10 protein-coding genes are annotated in these 18,833 nt (G+C 58.0%); all 10 read left to right on the forward strand.

The genetic code is table 11. The annotated features are described in order from the left end of the window. Window positions 1–37 precede the first annotated feature (37 nt). The 10 genes from FKG94_RS22865 to FKG94_RS22910 all read left to right on the forward strand — a co-directional run bounded on the left by FKG94_RS22865 (window position 38) and on the right by FKG94_RS22910 (window position 18,802). Entirely contained in the window at window positions 38–6,583 is a 6,546-nt protein-coding gene (locus FKG94_RS22865) for a hybrid sensor histidine kinase/response regulator (RefSeq protein ID WP_142929276.1), read from the forward strand. A 4-nt stretch (window positions 6,584–6,587) separates the two neighbouring features. Continuing rightward, complete coding sequence (locus FKG94_RS22870; protein ID WP_179957767.1) at window positions 6,588–7,571, forward strand: chemotaxis protein CheB; 984 nt, start codon at window positions 6,588–6,590, stop codon at window positions 7,569–7,571. 6 nt (window positions 7,572–7,577) lie between these two features. After that, complete coding sequence (locus FKG94_RS22875; protein ID WP_142929278.1) at window positions 7,578–8,060, forward strand: chemotaxis protein CheW; 483 nt, start codon at window positions 7,578–7,580, stop codon at window positions 8,058–8,060. A 573-nt stretch (window positions 8,061–8,633) separates the two neighbouring features. Beyond that, window positions 8,634–9,302: a hypothetical protein gene (locus tag FKG94_RS22880; RefSeq protein ID WP_142929279.1), complete on the forward strand. Its 669-nt coding sequence runs from the start codon at window positions 8,634–8,636 to the stop codon at window positions 9,300–9,302. Between the two features lie 320 nt (window positions 9,303–9,622). Beyond that, window positions 9,623–12,646 carry a TonB-dependent receptor plug domain-containing protein gene (locus tag FKG94_RS22885; RefSeq protein WP_179957768.1) on the forward strand — a complete coding sequence of 1,008 codons (3,024 nt, stop codon included), beginning with the start codon at window positions 9,623–9,625 and terminating at the stop codon, window positions 12,644–12,646. A 575-nt stretch (window positions 12,647–13,221) separates the two neighbouring features. Continuing rightward, complete coding sequence (locus FKG94_RS22890; protein WP_142929281.1) at window positions 13,222–14,214, forward strand: helix-turn-helix transcriptional regulator; 993 nt, start codon at window positions 13,222–13,224, stop codon at window positions 14,212–14,214. A 187-nt stretch (window positions 14,215–14,401) separates the two neighbouring features. After that, window positions 14,402–16,474, forward strand: a complete 2,073-nt coding sequence (locus tag FKG94_RS22895; RefSeq protein ID WP_179957769.1) for a TonB-dependent receptor domain-containing protein — start codon at window positions 14,402–14,404, stop codon at window positions 16,472–16,474. A 54-nt stretch (window positions 16,475–16,528) separates the two neighbouring features. Beyond that, entirely contained in the window at window positions 16,529–17,716 is a 1,188-nt protein-coding gene (locus FKG94_RS22900) for a PQQ-dependent sugar dehydrogenase (protein ID WP_142929283.1), read from the forward strand. A gap of 52 nt (window positions 17,717–17,768) precedes the next feature. Continuing rightward, window positions 17,769–18,419, forward strand: coding sequence for a hypothetical protein (locus FKG94_RS22905; protein ID WP_142929284.1), 651 nt, complete (start codon window positions 17,769–17,771; stop codon window positions 18,417–18,419). Continuing rightward, the gene (locus FKG94_RS22910) at window positions 18,419–18,802 is read left to right on the forward strand and encodes a hypothetical protein (protein WP_142929285.1); all 384 of its coding nucleotides are present in this window, start codon (window positions 18,419–18,421) and stop codon (window positions 18,800–18,802) included. The genes FKG94_RS22905 and FKG94_RS22910 overlap by 1 nt, the downstream gene beginning before the upstream one ends. Window positions 18,803–18,833 lie beyond the last annotated feature (31 nt).

The following is an 18,833-nucleotide window of genomic DNA, read 5'->3' on the forward strand; positions in this document are numbered from 1 at the left end:
CGAGCGAATGACGAGAGCATAACGAGGAACCTCCAATATGGGAGAGAATCGCAACTACGCGGCCTTAGACTGGGTGATCGGCGAGATCGGCGAAACGCTGACACAAGCCCGGCAGGCACTTGAAGCTTACGTTGAAGATCAAAATGATTCGACGCGTATCCGCTTTTGCCTGACCCACATCCACCAGGTGCACGGTAGTTTGCAGATGGTGGAGTTTTTTGGGGCGGCGTTGCTGGCCGAAGAAATGGAGAACCTGGCCCAGGCGTTGATGAACAACACCGTCAACAATGAGGCCGAGGCCCAGGAAGTGTTGATGCGGGCGATTTTACAGTTGCCCGTCTATCTCGAGCAGGTGAAAAACACACGCCGGGATCACCCCTCCACAGTATTGCCGCTGCTCAATGACCTGCGCGCCGTGCGCGGCGAGAGTCTGCTGACCGAAACCAAACTGTTTGCGCCCGATCTCAGTGCCGCTCATCGTATAGCCGGTGAGCGCCAGGGTATTACCAAGGATAAGCGCCAGTTTCTGTCGGTCGCCAAAAAGCTGCGGCAGATGTATCAATACGCCGCCGCCGGTGTGATTCGCAATGTCAACCCCGAAGAAAACCTCGCTTATCTGAATAAAGTTTTTGCCCGCCTGTATCAGTTGACCCAGGGTACTGCACGCCAGCCCCTGTGGGACATCGCCCTGGCGCTGGGCGACGGCTTGGCCAACGATGCGGTCGAGGCCAGTGTTTCGGTGAAAAACCTGCTGCGCCAGCTCGATAAAGAAATCAAGGTGCTGGCCCTGAAAGGGTTGCCGAGTCTGGATGAGTTCACCAGTGATGAACTTATCAAGAACATGCTCTACTACATTGCCCGCGCACCGGCCAAAGGCAAGCACCTGGTGCGCGTGAAAAAGCGTTACGGCCTGCAGGAGGCACTGCCGGAAACCGAGGACAAACCGGCCGAACACCAGGAGCTGATGGCGGCGCCGGACCCGGATGCGGTGCGTTCGGTGGTGGCGGCGCTGAAAGATGAGCTCGATGCGATAAAACACGCGCTCGATGTGGTGTTGAGCGGGAGTGATGACGGCCGGCCGCTGGCCGAGGCGCTGCCTATTTTCAAACGTGTCGCCGATACTATGGCCGTAATGGGTATCGGCCAGTTGCGCAAGCAGGTGTTGGCACTGGGCGAAAACCTGCAACAGGCCGCCGAGGAGAACAACATTTCCCAGGACCTGTTGATGCGGGTGGCCGGGGAAATTATTGAAATTGAGCACACGCTGGAGGCACTGGCTGCCGGCACCGGCCAGGGCGGCCGCGGTGCGGTCGAGCGCGATATTCATATCGACCGGGCCCAGGAGTCTGTACTGCGCGAGTCGCGCAATGGTTTGGAGCAGGCGAAAGACGCCATCATCGAATATATTGCGTCGCAGTGGGATTGCGACCACCTGGCCAACGTGCCCAAGTTGCTGGGAGAGATCCGCGGCGGCCTGGAGATGGTGCCGCTGCCGCGTCCGGCGCGTATTCTGGAGGCGTGTGCCAAGTACATCCAGGAACAACTGCTGGAACAAAAAAACACGCCCGAGTGGTCGACGCTCGACACCCTGGCCGATGCCATTGCCAGCGTCGAGTACTATCTGGAGCGGCTCGGCGGTGATCACGAGGAAGACGATGAACTGCTGCTGAGTGTGGCAGAGGAAAGTGTTGAATTACTGGGTTACGCGGTGGTGCCGAGTGTCGCTGCCGCCAAACCCGAAGCGGTGGAGCCCATTGCCGCGGTGACGCCCGAACCTGAATCCGCGCCGCAACCTGCGCCCGAACTCAAGGCGGTGCCGGTTGCGGAGTCGGCGGTCGCGCAGCCTGAGCCGGAGCCTCTGAGCGAGGCCGCGGAGCAGGAGGATGAAGATCACGCCGGTTCCGATATCGACGACGAAATCCTGGAGATATTCGTCGAGGAGGCCGGTGAAGTGCTGGCCACCATCAATGAGTTTTTCCCGGCCTGGATCGACGGCTTTAGCGACGAAGAGGCGTTGACGGAAGTGCGCCGCGCCTTCCACACCCTCAAGGGCAGTGGTCGCATGGTGGAGGCTGTCGATATCGGCGAGCTGGCCTGGGCCATTGAAAATATGCTCAACCGGGTGATTGATGAAACCATCAATCCCAACCAGTATGTCGTCGGGTTGATCGACCGGGTGCGGCAGTTGCTGCCCGCCATGGTCGATGCCTTCAGCCGCAAGTCAAAAAACCCCCATCCGGCGGAAACCGAATTGTATATGGACTGGGGTGCGTCCCTGGCCAAGGGCTACACGCCACCCGCGCTGGCCCAGGAAGTGGATACCCAGGGCGCGGTGGTCGAAGGTTTCACGCCGCTGGCTGCTGAGCCCGCCGCCGAACCGGAACCGGCCCGGCCCGCGTTGGTTAGCGCCGATGCCGAAGAGGACGATGCGGACGAAAAACTGCTGTGGGAAATCTTTGGCTCCGAGGCGGTTACCCACCTGCAAGTGGTAGAGAGCTATATCAGCGATATGCAGCAGGCAGCGCCCCTGTATACGCCGCCGAGCGACGCCATGCAGCGCGCCCTGCACACGCTCAAAGGCAGTGCGCATATGGCCGACGTGGCCCCGATTGCCGAACTCGCGACACCGCTCGAACGTTTTGTCAAAGAGCTGCGCACTTATCAGGTCAATATCGACGAAGATATTTTGCAGCTCCTTAAAGACGGTGTGAGCTACACTCGCGAAGCACTGGCGCAAATCGAGCAGGGCGTAACGGTGCAAATACCGAAACTGCCGCTTTATATCGCCCGTATCGCGGAGCTGAAAGAACTGTCCGTCGGCCACCTGATTCGACAGAAAGAAGCGACCTCTGCCGGTAATAAGAAAGTCGATCCGGGGTTGCTGTCGATCTTTATGGCAGAGGATATGAATCTGCTGCTGGACGCCGACAAGCTGTTACAGCGCTGGCAGCGCAACGGCTTCGACAGCCATGAGCTGCTCAGCCTGGTAACCGAGCTGCAGACATTGGAGAAAGGCGCCGAGCATGCCAACCTGCCGCCCATGGCCCACCTCAGCGCCCACCTGCGCCGGGTTTACGAACTGATCGATACCGATCCGCACTACGAGAACGAGGCGGTTTTCGCGCTGCTGATGAATGGTCACGAGTGTCTGCTGGATATGGTGGACGCGGTCGCGGCGGGCCAGAATTTGCGTGATATTCCCGCCGAGTTGGCGCAGCGGTTCGAGAGTTTGGCCGCCGCGCCGCCCGCTGCCGCCGAGCCCGAATTGCCGGTACTGGAGTCGCAGGAGCTCGAGGAGCCGGCGCTGCAAGAATCCGAAGTGCCGGAGCTGGAATCGGAAGTGCCGGCGTTGCAAGCAGAGGAAGAACTCAAGGCGACCACGCCGGCGTTGGAGCAGTCTGAGTTACCGGAGCTGGAGTCGCACGAGCTCGAGGTGTCGGTGCCGGCAACGGAGGAACCCGAAGCGCCGGCATTGGAGCAGTCTGAGTTACCGGAGCTGGAGTCGGAGGAACTCGAGGTGCCGGCGCTGGCAACGGAAGAACCCGAAGCACTGACATTGGAACAGTCTGAGCTATCAGAGCCGGCGTCAGAAGAACTCGAGGTGCCGGCGCTGGTAACAGAAGAACCCGAAGCGCTGACATTGGAGCAGTCTGAGCTGTCGGAGCCGGCGTCGGAGGAACTCCAGGTGCCGGCACTGGCAACGGAAGAACCCGAAGCACCGATACCAGAGCAGACCGATTTACCGGAGCTGGAGTCGGAAGAACTCGAGGTGCCGGTTCTGGAGGTGGAACCGTTTGAGGCACCGGAGCTGGAGCATGTCGACGAAGTCGAGGTATCAGCGCTGGATTCAGAGGTACCGGCTGACGCGCCGCACGATGAAATCGACACAGGCGACGACGCGCAAACGGCCGCACCGATCTTTGCCGACACGTTTGCCGATACCCTCGACACCGAGTTGGAGGGCGCGGATATCGAGGTGCACGAAACCGCCCAATCCTTTGATGTCGATGTGCCGCTCGAGACGACTACATCTGCCGCCGCAGGTGATGGGCGGGTGCAAGCCGAGGCTGACAGCGAGACCGGTGGCGTCACTATCGACGACGAAGATGGCGATGAAATCGATGTGGAAATTCTGGAAATTTTCACAGAAGAGGCCGACGAGCTGCTGGAGGAAATCGACGAGTCCATTCACGAATGGGAAGAGGACTGGGATAACGCCGGTCCCGTGGAAGAATTGAAGCGCGCGCTGCACACCTTCAAGGGCGGTGCGCGCCTGGCCGGGTTGATGGGTATCGGTGAGCTGGCTCACGAATTTGAAACCTATCTGATTGCCCTGAACGATGGTGGTGACAGTGTCGGTCAGGCGTCCTTCGATCGCATGCACGACTACCAGGATAAGCTGCTTAAGAACACGGAAAAGGTCAAGGCGAAACTGGCCGGGCATCTGCCGGAAGGTTTGCAGGAGGTTATGGTGGCCCAGGCACAGGAAGCGGCCGAGGCACCAGCCACCGAGACAGCGGACAGCGAGACGGCTGCAGCAGACAGCGAAACGGCTGCTGTTCCGGAAGCAGACGTGGAAGACGCGGCCAAGACCGCCGGCAGCGCCGATATTTTGCCCTTTGCGCCCAAACCCAAAGCCGTACCGGCCGTTGCTGCTGCGCCCTCGAGTAGTCCGTCCGTACCGGCGCTGCCGGAGACCAACACACCGGCTGCGGCTTCCGGCGCTTCGCAGATAGCCGCGCGACGCAGCGGACCCCAGGAGATGGTCAAGGTGTCGTCTGAACTGCTCGAAGAGCTGGTTAACCTGGCCGGCGAAACCTCCATCAGCCGGGGCCGGATGGAAGAGCAGGTGAGCGAACTCGGGTTTGCCATCGACGAAATGGAATCGACGATTCAGCGTTTGCAGGAACAATTGCGCCGCCTCGATATTGAAACCGAGGCGCAAATTCTGTTTCGTCAGGAGCAGTTGGCCGAGCACGAGGACTTCGACCCGCTGGAGATGGATCGCTACTCGCAGTTGCAGCACTTGTCGCGAGCCCTGATCGAATCGGCTTCCGACCTTATGGACTTAAAGTCCACCCTGACCGATAAAACCCGCGACACTGAAACCCTGCTGCTGCAACAGGCGCGGATCAATACGGACTTGCAGGAAGGACTGATGCGCTCGCGCATGGTGCCTTTCTCACGCCTGGTGCCGAGGCTGCGGCGTATTGTGCGGCAGGTGGCCGGCGAGGTGGGCAAGCAGGTGACGTTCGAACTCGACAACGTCGAAGGGGAACTGGACCGCTCCGTATTGGAGCGCATGGTGGCGCCGCTCGAGCACATGCTGCGCAACGCGGTCGACCACGGTATCGAGCCGGCCGATGAGCGACTCAAAGCCGGTAAGCCTGAAGCCGGCCGCATTGTGCTGAGTCTCGGGCGCGAGGGCGGCGATGTATTGATTCGTCTGGCCGACGATGGCCAGGGCGTCAATCTGGCGCGGGTGCGGGAGAAGGCTATCGAACGCGGCTTGATGCGGGCCGATGCCAAACTCAGTGACCACGACATCTTACAGTTTATTCTGCACGCCGGTTTCTCCACCGCCGATAAGGTGACCCAGATTTCCGGACGCGGTGTGGGTATGGATGTGGTTAACAGCGAGATCAAACAGCTCGGTGGTTCCGTGTTTATCGACTCGCGGCCGGGAGAGGGGTCGGAGTTTGTGGTGCGGCTGCCGTTCACGGTGTCGGTCAACCGGGCGTTGATGGTTGAGATCGGCGATGACCGTTATGCCATTCCGCTCAATACGATCGAAGGTATCGTGCGGGTCAGTCCGTTCGAACTGGAACACTATTACCAGGATGAGCACGCCCGTTTCGAATATGCCGGCGAGAACTATCAAGTGCGTTACCTCGGTACGCTGCTGGACTCCGAGGCCAGTCCCAAGCTCGAGGGCCAGGCGCTGCCGATGCCGGTAGTGCTGGTGCGCACGGCAGAGAATGCCGTGGCCTTTCAGGTGGACAGCCTGCTCGGCAGCCGCGAGATCGTGGTCAAGAGTCTGGGCCAACAGTTCAGCGCGGTGCTCGGCCTGTCCGGTGCCACGGTGATGGGTGACGGTAGTGTGGTGGTGATTCTGGACCTGCACGCCATGATCCGGCAGCAGGCGGCGCTGGCCAATATCGCCATGCCGGTGCTGCAAAAGGATGCGCCGGTAGAAACCGAAGACGATATGCAGACCGTGATGGTGGTGGATGATTCGGTGACCGTGCGCAAAGTGACATCGCGTTTTCTCGAGCGCGAGGGCTACCATGTCTTTACCGCCAAAGACGGCGCCGATGCACTGCGGTTGCTGCAGGACACTATTCCCGACCTGATGCTCCTGGATATCGAGATGCCGCGAATGGACGGTTTTGAGGTGGCGAAAAATGTGCGCTCCAGCAGCCGCCTGAAACAGATTCCCATCATTATGATTACCTCCCGTACCGGCGAGAAACATCGCGAGCGGGCATTGGCGCTGGGCGTTCAGAGGTATATGGGTAAGCCGTACCAGGAGGATGCATTGCTGGAGAATATTCGCGAACTGATCGGCGCCGAGGCGGATTGACGGAGTGACCGAACCCGCTTCACACCCGTCGCAACGGCTGCGGATCGGCATCCTGGCGGATACCTCGCTGCAGCAACACGCTCTGCGCAGTGTCGTATTGGAATTTGGTTATACGGTGGCGGTGTCACATCTGGTGGCGCAGGTGGCGGAGCCGCAACTGGTCGCTGCAGTGGACGCCTGGATCGTGCACGCCGATCTGGCCAATGCGCAGGCGCAGGAACTCGATAACTGGCTGGGTAATATTGCGGTGCCGGTGATCTTCGGCGAGGGTCCGGTGCCGCCACCGACAGCACAGGACTATGCGGGTTGGGCGCGTCGCCTGCGGGGCAAGCTGCAGCAACTCGCCGGCGCTATTAATCTTGAACAGCGCGCGGCACCGGCGGCTGAACAGCTATGGGTATTGGCGGCCAGCACCGGCGGCCCTAAGGCGGTCGATACATTTTTATGTGCGCTGCCGGCGGGTATGGGTATCAGTTTTATTTACGTGCAGCATATTGGCGCTGAGTTCGATCGAACCCTGGCCCAGGTCACCGGTCGGGGCTCGCACTACCCGGCCAGGGTGGCCGCCCACGGCGAAGTCATTGTCGAGAATACCGTGGTGGTGGTGGCGACCGATAAAGTCGTGGAAATACTGGATAATGGTACTCTGGCGCTGCTCGATGAGCCCTGGCCGGGACCCTACCAGCCGTCGGCAGATCAGGTCATTGCCAATGTGGCGCGTGCCTGTGGCGAGCGCAGCGGCGTAATCGTATTTACCGGTATGGGAGACGATGGTGCTGTGGGGGTGCGGCTGATGCACCAGCAGGGTGGCAGGGCCTGGGTACAGGCGCCGCAGACTTGCACCGTGGCCTCGATGCCGGATGCCGCATTGGCGACCGGCTGTGTCGACTATGTAGGCTCGCCCGAGGCCCTGGCGTTGCAGCTTGCCAGTGTTACCCAGGCTGCGGTCACACTAAAATCGTCCGGCGTTTACAGTGGAAATAGATAATTATTTATGAACTCACGGCCAGCATTGGAAAATCAAACGGTGGAGGAAGTGGCGAGCCTGCTGCTGCCTCTGGAAGATCGGCTGCTGTTGTTACCCACAGTGACGGTGGCGGAGATGGTGCCCTTTCGTCAACCCGAGCCCGAGGCCGATACGCCGGACTGGTATCTCGGCGCATTTAGCTGGCGTGAGCAACCGGTACCGCTATTGAGTTTTGAGGTGCTCAATGGCGAAGCCAGACCCAACCCCAATTCGCGCAGTCGGGTGGCGGTACTCAACCATACCGGTGTCAGTGAAAAGCTGCCTTTCATTGCCATACCCACCCTTGGCATTCCGCGCCTGGCCCGCGTCAATCCGGATGAGATCAGCGTGGTGGAGACCGCCGACAAGAAACCGTTTGAGTTGATGCACGTTTCGATAGCCGGTGAGACCGCGGTGATACCCGATGTCAGCGCTATGGAACAAGCCTATATGGACTTTCGCCGAGGCTGAGTTCGCCGGCCATCCCCCATACTTCCCATCTTGAGTCGGTGGCGTCGCCACTGGTCTTCTATACTTTAGATTTCAGTTAGAGTCTTTTCATACTCTTTCCGCGGTATTTACCGGGCCTGAAACGCTCACTTCTGGTGCTGCCAGACAACGTCAGCGCAGCTATTGAGAGAAAAGGCGAGAACCTCAAAAGCAACACCCGGGTGCTGCTGCCGGACTGTGCTGCCGGGACATGTGCTGCCGGGACAGGCACTGCTGCGGGCTACTGGGACAGGCACCACGGGCTACTGGGCTACTGCAGGGGTTACTGGAGGGGTTACTGGGACAGGCACTGCTGCTACGCACTGCTGCCCTGGGACAGGCACTGCTACCCCGCTCTGCTGCTACTCCTGCATTCTGCTGGGACAGGCACTGCTACCCCCTGCTACCCCTGCTGCTACTCCTGGGGTGCTGCCAGGGACAGGCACTGCTGCTACTCGCCACTGCTCCGGCTGGGACGGACACTACCGCTGCATGCCAGCGCGGCTCTCAAAAGAGTAGAGGCAAAACTTCAGAAGCAACGCTTGGGTATTGGGTATGGTGAACAAGTTAGGGCTGTCAGTTGTATTTTTCGCAACGCTGCTGTTATTTGGCTGCGTTGGCGCCACCAGGACAGACACTACCGCTGCTGAAGAACCCGCGCTTGTTGTCGAAACACGGCCCGAGTCGGCGGCGTTGCCTCCGCAGCAACCTCCACAATCCTCGGCGGTGAGCGATACCACGGGCAGGCGCGCCGCCGTCACCGGTGACCCTCAACCTCATGACAGCCGACAAGCGGTGGAAAACCCGGCCACTGCCTCAACGGGAGCGGAATCCGAAGTGCCGCCAGCGTCCCGTTCCCCAAAGACTATTGACCCGGTCTTTGTCCGCACGCTCAAAGCGAGTTTGCAGCAACAGGGGTTGTTGGCTGCTGAGGGCAGATATCGTTTGGCTATCGAGCGGCTCGATATCGAGCAGCCGCGGTTCGGCCTGGATATGACCGTTGTCGCCCGCGTCGACTATATTCTATTGGACGCCAATACCGGCGCGACGGTTTTTAAAGAGACAGTGGTGGCCAGTCATACGGCAACTGTCAGGGACGCCCTGGCGGGCACGGTCCGGCTGCGGTTGGCCCATGCCGCCGCCACCAGAAGAAATATCGCCGGTCTGGTTGAGAAGCTGTTGGAATTTAACATCGGTGCGGGCGCAGTATCCGTCGACAACTGAGAGGGACAAAGGCGGTTGTAACCCAAGACAATCAACGCCACTGATTTGCCACGGCACAGACGGTGATGTCGTGTTTTATAAAAGTGTCGATCCGGCGACAGTTTTAGCGAGGCGATGCGCTCGCCGCGAGCGTATTTGCCCAGCCTATTTTTCAATTAATCCCATCGCATAATTCTTTGTGCCGATCGCATCATTTACTCGCCGCGGGTTCTGCTACTGTCATCAGGGTTCTCTGGATAATGGCGCTGATATCAGCATGCCCTGCTGGTCGATTTTTTCTACAAACCCGCCGGGCGACAATAAGTAGAGAGGAGTTTACGATGAATCAGAAGAAGTTCGCCCGAGCTGTGCTGTGGCAGGCGATTGCCGGGGTGGTCCTGTGCGCCCCTCCCTCGTTTGCTCAAACCGAAGAAGCAGCGATAGAAGAAGTGCTGGTCACCGGCACCCGCATTCGGCAAAGCCCACTGGATGCCCCGGCGCCGGTGATGAGTCTCGACGCCGACGACCTCAATCGCACCGGGCTCAGCGCCCTGGCCGACAATCTGCAACGCCTGCCCGGGATGGGCTCGGCCCTGAACACCAAGTTCAACAGTTCCGGGAATTTCGGTTCCACCCAGCCCGGTGAAGGTGTCGGTGCCGGCGCCGCGCAGGTCAACCTGCGCCATCTCGATGCCAAGCGCACCCTGGTGCTGGTGGACGGTATTCGCTGGGTCAACGCCGCCTCGGCCACCGGTATTCCCGGCGCGCCGGACCTCAACACGATTCCGCAGAATATCATCGAGCGGGTCGAGATATTGCAGGACGGGGCCTCGGCCATCTACGGTTCCGATGCCATCGGCGGCGTGGTGAACATCATTACCAAGAAGGACTTCGAGGGCCTGGCGTTCGATATCCGGTCGGGCGGTTTTGTTTCCGACAGCGACGGCGAAACCCTCGACGTCTCCGCTACCTTTGGTGCGGTGAGTGAGCGTTCCAGTGTGATGGTATCCGTGGGTTATGTGGACCAGCAGGAAGTGCAGTCCATCGACCGTCCGGAAACCCGCTTCCTGTTCGGGCTCGACAGTTGCATTCCCCTGTGCTCCTCCGCTACGCCCCAGGGGCGCTTCTTTATTAACGATGCCGATAACCTGGCCCGCTTTCCCGACGGCGGTGTGTTTACCATTCGCGATGGCGCCGTGCCTGGCGCCGGTTCGACGGCACTGACACTGGCGGATTTTCGCGATTTTAACAGTCCCGCGGACCGTTTTAATTTTCAGGAACGCAATCTGACGGTTACGCCCAGTGAGCGGTTGAATATTTTCCTGCAGGCGAGATACGACATTACGCCGGATACGACCGCCTATTTACGCGGCCTGTACAACAATCGCGAATCCACCAATCGCGCAGCGCCGGAACCGATATTTATCGGTCCGTTTGCCTCCACCAACGGGCCGCTGGACACTTTAGTCATCGATGCCACTAATCCCTACAACCCGTTCGGCTGTGATATCTCCACCTCCCTGAGAGACGACTTCGATCCCGCCACCGATTGTGAAAACACGGTGTTTATCGCCCGGCGCCCACTGGAGGCGGGCAACCGTGTTTTCGAACAGGATGTAAACACCTGGTATGTGGCGACCGGCCTGGAAGGGCAATTCGACGTGGGAGACAACAACTGGTTCTGGGATGCCAATGTGGTCTTTGCCAAAAATCGCGGCGATCAGATTAAGCGCGGCGGGTTTATCGTCAGCCGTCTGATACAGGCGCTGGGGCCGGTCGACGATTGTGTCGGTGCGGCCAACGGCTGTGTGCCCTTTAATATTTTCGGCGGACAGGGCGACGGCAGCGGCACTATCACTCAGGAAATGCTGGACTTTGTCGGCTTTAACGCCAAGAACGTCAGCGGTCAGGATCTCTTTGATTTCACCGCCAACGTGTCCGGTACGCTGTTTGAACTGCCGGCCGGCCCGCTCGGTTTTGCAGCGGGCGTTGAATTTCGCGACCAGGAGGGTTTCTTCGAACCCGACGCCATAGTGGCGGCCGGTGATTCCAATGGCGTGCCCGCCTTTCCTTCGGAGGGGGAGTTCGACGTAACGGAGGTCTACGGTGAGATTCGTCTACCGCTGCTGCGGGATGCGCCCGGTGCCGATCTGCTGGAAGTTTCCGCTGCCGTGCGCTACACCGATTACGACTTTGCCGATTCTGAAAACACCTGGAAGGTGGGCGTGCTGTGGCGGCCGTTTGACGACCTGTCGTTGCGCGGCTCGGCGTCGACCGGTTTGCGGGCACCCACCATCGGCGAGCTGTTTACCTCCGAGGAGGCAATCGATGAAATCTTTGACGATCCCTGCGCCGGGGACCGCGCTTCCACCGATCCCAATGTCGTCGCCGGTTGTGCTGCGGTAGGCGCCACCGACACTTTTCAACCCAACGAGCAGTTGCGCATTATCGCCCTGGGCAATCCCGATCTCGAACCGGAAACCTCCGATAACTTTACCTTGGGTGCCACCTACGCGCCGTCCTGGGTCGACAACCTGGACTGGGTGGAGGACCTGGTATTCGACCTGAACTGGTATCAGATCGAGCTGGACGACGCTATTCGCGTGCGTGACGCCGGCACCCAGTTGCAACTGTGCCTGGAGGCGACCGGGCGGGTGGCGCTCGGTGACCCCAGCGCCCAGCCCGATGCGGATTTTCTCTGTGACGGCATCCAGCGCAACGCCCTCGGGGCGCTGGCTCGGTTCGAATCGCCGCTGGTCAATATCTCCTCCCTGGAGACATCCGGCGTCGACTTCAGTGTCACCTATCAGAGTCCTCCCACGGATTTCGGCACCTTCGGTGTGAGTTGGGTGGCGAATTTCCTCAATGATTTTGAAGAGGAATTTCCCATCAATGCAGCGGGCACCGAATCGCTTACCGTCGACCGCACCGGCAAGGTCGTGGCCGGCACCCGGGAGCTCGCATTCCCGGAACTGCGCTACAACCTGATCGTCGACTGGTTTATGGATAAATGGTCTGCCAGTGTTACCTTCCGTTATGTCGACGAGGTTGAGGAACGCTGTGCCACCAACGGCAGCCTGGGGGCATTCCCTGAGTCGCTGTGTTCCAAGTTTGTGCCGGGCCTGTTTGACCCTGTCACGGAAACCGGACCGAAAAATGTGATTGACGACCAGTTATATACCGACGTGCGCTTGAGCTGGCAGTCCGATCCGGGCGATTCGGGGTTTACCTTGACCGTCGGCGCCAACAACCTGTTCGATGAGGAGCCGCCCCTGTGTACGTCCTGTGGTTTGAATAACTTCAATGCCACACTGCACGATGTGCCGGGTGTGTTTGGTTATGTGCAGGTGTCTTACCGGAACTGAGGGCGCTAGTCAGGGCAAAAATTACTTTTCATTTTTGCTCTAACCTGACTGATACTCTCAAACGGCACCTCTCCCCGCGGCACGGTGCGGGGACGTAACTTCAGTTGCGTCCCCTTCGAAGGGCACCACGCCACTCTCAAACGGCACCTCTCCCCGCGGCACGGTGCGGGGACGTAACTTCAGTTGCGTCCCCTTCGAAGGGGACCACGCCGCTCTCAAACGGCACCTCTCCCCGCGGCACGGTGCGGGGACGTAACTTCAGTTGCGTCCCCTTCGAAGGGGACCACGCCGCTCTCAAACTGCACCTCTCCCCGCGGCACGGTGCGGGGACGCAACCTCAGTTGCGTCCCCTTCGAAGGGCACCACGCCACTCTCAACCAGCACCTCCCCCCACGGCACAGTGCCGAAATATAACCCCCAATGAATAAAGCGCCAATTTTTCCACATCACTAGATGGTTTGCCCCGCCTGTCCGTCTTGAGTTAACAACAAAAACATTTTCGGCGCCCTGGCGGCAGCCGATATCCCCAGTGGATTTTGGGTGTGCGGCTTTACAGCCGGTTAGGAGAGGGGGTTTTGGCAGACACGACTCACTGTTCGCACAACGGCGCGTTATCAGTTTGCAGTGCATTCTGGCAAGGCATGGTGCATACGGCAGCACAGCCTGCCGATCACACTGTCATCGATTGCTGGCGCTTGTTTGCCGCTCGCAGCAGGCGGCCGGTCATGTTGTTTTCGGGCGGCCGCGAGCACTGCTATTGTGACAAGTTGGCCGCGGCGGAGGACACGCTGCTGTTCTGGTTTGTAATCGACGGTGAGGTGACGCTGTCGCCGGCCAATGCCGGCGCCGTGCGTATGGCCAGCCACAGCGCCAGCCTGGTCCGTCTCAATCATTGCTGCGCCGAAGTACAGATCAGCGCAACAGCCAGTACGGTCATTGCGCTGTTGGAAATACCGCACCGGCACCTGTCAGAGCTGCTGACGCCGGACGAGTACGAGCGGTTTGCAGCACAACTGTTTGCCGGTCGTGACGGCGAGTTTACCTGCGACGTGTTGACACAACAAATTACCACCGATATGTACGCTGTGGTGCAAAGCCTGGCGGGCGAATATTTTCCCCCCAGCTTGCGGGATTTTTTTGTCACCAGCCGCGCCGACGAGCTTATCGCCCGCTTTCTAAAAAACCAGTTGTCGCCGGCGTGCGGTGACAACGCCGTCAATCTGCCTGTGGAGTTCACCGACAGAATCCAACAGGCACGGCGGATACTACTGGATAACTATTTCGCCCCACCCACACTCGAGCAGTTGGCCCGCCAGGTAGGCATCAACCGCAACAAGTTATGTCGTGGCTTCAGACAATTGTTTGGGCTGACAGTGTTCGAGTACTGTCACCGCCACCGCATGCAATTGGCGCGCACACTATTGCGCGAAAACAATGTCAGCATCGCCCACGTTGCCGAAGCGACGGGTTACGAACACCCCGGCAACTTTACAGCCGCCTATAAACGCCACTACGGCGAATTGCCCAAGGTGGCGAGACAGCACCGCCGCCTGCAAACCAACTGCTGATCCGGTCCGGTTCCGCCCCGAACACGGGGTGTGACAGCGTCCACAATACTTTCTTGCGCTTTGCTACAGGGTTGCGCCACGCACGGGGTGTGACATCATGTCGCATACCCATTTGCCTGTGGCGGCCTATCATAAACAACCTATAAAAATTTCTGCTCCGCGTCTTGACTGCACAGGCTCCTCTCCCATGAATGACAATCTGCTTATCCCGCTGGCGCTGGCCGTGAGCGCATACAGCGCCGGCGTTGCCGCCCAGGCACAGCTTCCCGAAATCGTTGTGGTCGAAGCGGCTGTCGAGGGACCCGAAGTTACCACAGTATTGCCGGAGGTCAGCGTCGGCGCGGATACGGCGACCCTGTTGCGACGGGTGCCCGGTGCCAATGTTAATAGCAACGGTCCGCTTACCGGTATCGCTCAATACCGTGGCACCTTTGGCAATCGGGTCAGTGTTGTCGTTGACGGTGCCGTACTCGCCAATGGCGGTCCGAACAGCATGGACTCGCCCCTGTCTTATGTCCCCAACGGGCTGCTGCGGGAGCTGCGGGTAACCCGCGGGATAGTGTCCGTCTCCGCCGGGCAGGAGACACTGGGCGGCCATATAGAGGCCAGCATGCGCAACGGCAGCTTCGCCACCGGTGCGGACGTTGACGTGCACAGTGAAATCAGCACCAGTTACAGCGGCCTCAACGACGGTATCAGCGCCAGCGCCCTGGTTTACGGCGCCAACCAGCATCATAAAGTGGCGGTCAGTGCCAGCTACGACAATGGCAACGACAGCCATTACGAAGGCGACAATGTCATTGAAGCCACCGAGTACGACCGCAGCCGCTACAATCTCCACTACGGTTATCAAAACGATACCAGTGAGTTCTCACTGACGCTGGGTCGCAATGAAACCGATGTTAGCGGCACCCCGGCGTTGCCGATGGATATTCTCTATATAGACAGCGATATCGCCACCGCCAATTTTGCCACGGCTTTTGATGAGGTGACTTTTTCGGGCCATCTCAGCTACAGCCACGCCGATCACCTGATGGATAATTTTTCCCTGCGGCAGGCGCCCGCCAGCCCCATGCGGTTTCGCTCAACCCACGCCACCGGACGCACCCTGGACTACGCCCTGCAGGCGAACCTGCCGCTGTTGGCCGGTGAGCTGGCGGTCGGTGTCGATGTCAATGAGTCGATTCACAACGCCGATGTTGCCAATCCCAACAATCCCCTGTTTGCGATCAGAAACTTCAATGATCCCGTGCGCAACACCTACGGCCTGTTTGGTGAATGGGTCATGGAGGATGAGGACCGGACGTTAGAGTTGGGCCTGCGTTTCAACCGCGTCAGCACTGACGCCGACCCGGTTTCTGCCAGCGGCATGATGGGTATGATGGGCAACGGTGCCGATGCGTTGGCGGCGGCCTTCAACAGTGGGGATCGCAGTGAGACTTTCAACAACACCGACTGGGTTGTGAAGTATGCCCAGCGTTTGCGCAAGGGCGTGGGTGTGCACCTCGGTCTTGCGCGCAAGAGCCGGGCGCCGAGTTACCAGGAGCACTACCTGTGGTTGCCTATGCAGAGTACCGGTGGCCTGGCCGACGGCAGAAGCTATATCGGTAACCTGGACCTGGACAGCGAAGTCGCCCACGAGATAAACCTCGGTTTGTCGCTGCGCAGCGAGCGGCTGGTTTTCTCGCCGGAAATCTTCTACCGGGAGATCGACGACTATATACAGGGTACGCCTACCGCCAATGTAACGGCCAACCAGGTCAGCACCATGATGAGCGGCAACCCGGCCTTGCAGTTCAACAACGTCGATGCGGAAATCTACGGTATCGATACGTTTTACCGCTATCAGTTGAGCGATCTGTTACATCTCGAGGGCCACCTCAGCTACGTGAGAGGCAAGCGCACCGATGTCAGCGATAACCTCTACCGCATCGCACCGCTCAATGGACGTATTGGTTTGACCTACCGGAAACCCAGTTACTCTGTAACCCTGGAATCGGAGTTCTATGCCGGGCAATCTGATGTCGCGGCATTTAACAATGAAGAAAAAACTGCCGGTTATGGACTGGTGAATCTGCGCGCTTTCTACGATCTCAATGAACAGGTAACGCTGAGCGGCGGTATCGACAATCTTTTTGACAAGACACACCGCAATCATCTGGCCGGATACAATCGGGTGGCCGGCGGCGATCTGGCGTTGGGAGACCGGTTATACGGCACCGGTATCAATATTTACGGCCGTGTCAGTTACCGCTTTTAATTCTCCTGGTTTTCAATCATTATCGGGTATCCACGGCAAACTGGGCTTTCAAACATGGATACCCTACCTGCGTTGTACCCGTTTGCAGCCGTCAACCGGTTGCTTGTCTGTTTATTGTTACTGCCCCTTTTCTCCGCCTGCCAGGCACCACCGCCACCCGATCCACCAGTTAGTATTACCCGGGTAGTTGTCAGCAGCGGCCTGGCCCGTCCCTGGGATATCGCATTTTTGTCCGAGCGCGAAGCGCTGGTGACAGAAAAGCAGGGCGGTATTAAACGGGTTGACCTGGTTGACGGCAGCCACAACGCCATCACCGGTCTGCCTGATGATCTCGACAATCTCGTGCGCGAGGATGCGCGGGATAATTCCGGGCTGTTTGGTATTGCGCTGGACCCGCAATTCGAGGCTACCGGCTGGGTTTATTTCGCTTACTCGGCGCTGGAAAAATCGAGTGGCACCATAGCGACCGCCACTAAAGTTGTGCGTGCCCGCTTGCAAGACGATGTCCTGGTAGATATGCAGACGCTGGCTGTTGCCGGTCCCTTCTCTGCCGACCGTTTTCACTATGGGGGTGGCCTGGTTTTTGGCCCGGACGGCAAACTCTATATTACCTTCGGCGAGCGCTTTTTAAATGAGGTGGATCAACCGCCGCTGCCGGTCGCCCAGAACAAGGCGGATTTGCGTGGCGCTATTCATCGCATCAATCCAGACGGTTCCCTGCCCGTAGATAATCCCGATTGGGGCGCGGCGCCGGGCACCTACGCCACGGGTATTCGCGCTGCCCAGGGTTTAACCGTTCACCCTGACACCGGTGATATCTGGTTCAGTGAGCACGGTGCCCGTCGCGGCGACGAAATAAACGTACTGGCTCCCGCCGCCAACTACGGTTGGCCGGTTGTTACCGATGGCGCTTATCGCGATGAGAGTTATCGCCCGCCGCAACCCGAAGGTATTACTTTTACGCCGCCGCGGTGGTCCTGGGAAGAGACCGTAGCGCCCACTGGCTTGACGTTTTATACCGGCTCGGAGTTTCCGGCCTGGCGCGGTGATCTGTTTGTGGCCGGGTTGTCGCGGGGGAGCTTGTGGCGGTTGCAGGTTAACGACAGCCGGATAGTCGCCGCAGAGAAATTGTTTACAGAGGACCCGGTCAGGTTGCGGCAGGTAAAACAAGGTTTGGATGGAAAGTTGTATATGCTTACGGATGAATCTGACGGTAGAATTTTGCGGATTGAAAAAGGGTAACAGGTCAGGTCATTGTTCACAACGTTAAGCTCTGAGAAGTCAGGGAGGCACAATGACAAAAAGATCAGATATTATCGATGGTAATAGTGCTATCGGAAGAAAGTACGGACTTATATACACAAAAAGGTGTGGATGGGTTGATCTCGGCCACGCCAATCCTGAAGGAGCCAATCTACTCTGGCAGCAGGTTTTGAAAGAAAAGGATAAAGGGGGAACTAAGTCCGGTTACTTTCGTATCGTTTATAAACAAATGATGGGACGGAAAAACTTACTCAAAGTTGGAGTATTAAAAAAATATGATATCAGAAAAGGCCTAAATGAGGATCAAAAAAAGTCCGTCGCATTGTCAATATTCTTAGACGTCTCGCATGCTTTTGAGGGGATGCAATCAAACTGGCTGTTTCGAAAAATAACTGACAGTGGGTACAGCGCAGAAGATCTCGTATCGAATCTAATAGGCTTTTATCAAGCGGTTTACCCTGGCAAACAATTTATCTCTCTATGTGAGCCGGTTAGTAAATCCGTTGCGCTTGATATCTGGGATAGATATGGTGAAGTTGGATCTAATAAAAATTATTCAACTGTTCCTTACATATACCCGATCCCACCGTCAAAAAGCGGCCCTGTAAGCGTTCAACTACCCAGCGAATTGAACACAATTAAACCAGCTAAACAGGGTGCTTTATTTAAGGAAGTAAATTAGTGAAAAAAGTTATTCTACTCATTTTTATATTTATCGCTTTGCTGTCAGTCGTCGCGTATAGTGCATTATCCGTCTTTTCCGAGAGACGTGAATACGGCAAGCTTAGTTTAGAATACTATCTATTGACTCCCAAAGAATTGTCTAAGATCTCCAACCACTGTGTAGATGATTCTCGATTTATCTACAGTTCGGCAGATGGGCCAAAGCCGGCCATTATACACTTACACTGCTCTTTTGAGCGTAACGAGGTTGATAAATATCTGACTCAAAATGGATTTAGGCAAATATCGCGGAGTCAATTCAAAAAAGGAGCGGTAGAAATAGAGTTTGAGGAAGACGGCAAAAATAAAGTGGTCGTCACAACTGTGTATGAATATCCATAGCTTAGCAAGATTGCCAAAGTGCACTCTCAGC

Origin of the sequence: Exilibacterium tricleocarpae (genome assembly GCF_007004655.1) — a bacterium.
Taxonomy (GTDB): domain Bacteria; phylum Pseudomonadota; class Gammaproteobacteria; order Pseudomonadales; family Cellvibrionaceae; genus Exilibacterium; species Exilibacterium tricleocarpae.

Coding starts and splice junctions, on each gene's coding strand:
- FKG94_RS22865 (WP_142929276.1), top strand. CDS start 38: ATGGGAGAGAATCGCAACTACGCGGCCTTAGACTGGGTGATCGGCGAG.
- FKG94_RS22875 (WP_142929278.1), top strand. CDS start 7,578: ATGAACTCACGGCCAGCATTGGAAAATCAAACGGTGGAGGAAGTGGCG.
- FKG94_RS22880 (WP_142929279.1), top strand. CDS start 8,634: ATGGTGAACAAGTTAGGGCTGTCAGTTGTATTTTTCGCAACGCTGCTG.
- FKG94_RS22885 (WP_179957768.1), top strand. CDS start 9,623: ATGAATCAGAAGAAGTTCGCCCGAGCTGTGCTGTGGCAGGCGATTGCC.
- FKG94_RS22895 (WP_179957769.1), top strand. CDS start 14,402: ATGAATGACAATCTGCTTATCCCGCTGGCGCTGGCCGTGAGCGCATAC.
- FKG94_RS22900 (WP_142929283.1), top strand. CDS start 16,529: ATGGATACCCTACCTGCGTTGTACCCGTTTGCAGCCGTCAACCGGTTG.
- FKG94_RS22905 (WP_142929284.1), top strand. CDS start 17,769: ATGACAAAAAGATCAGATATTATCGATGGTAATAGTGCTATCGGAAGA.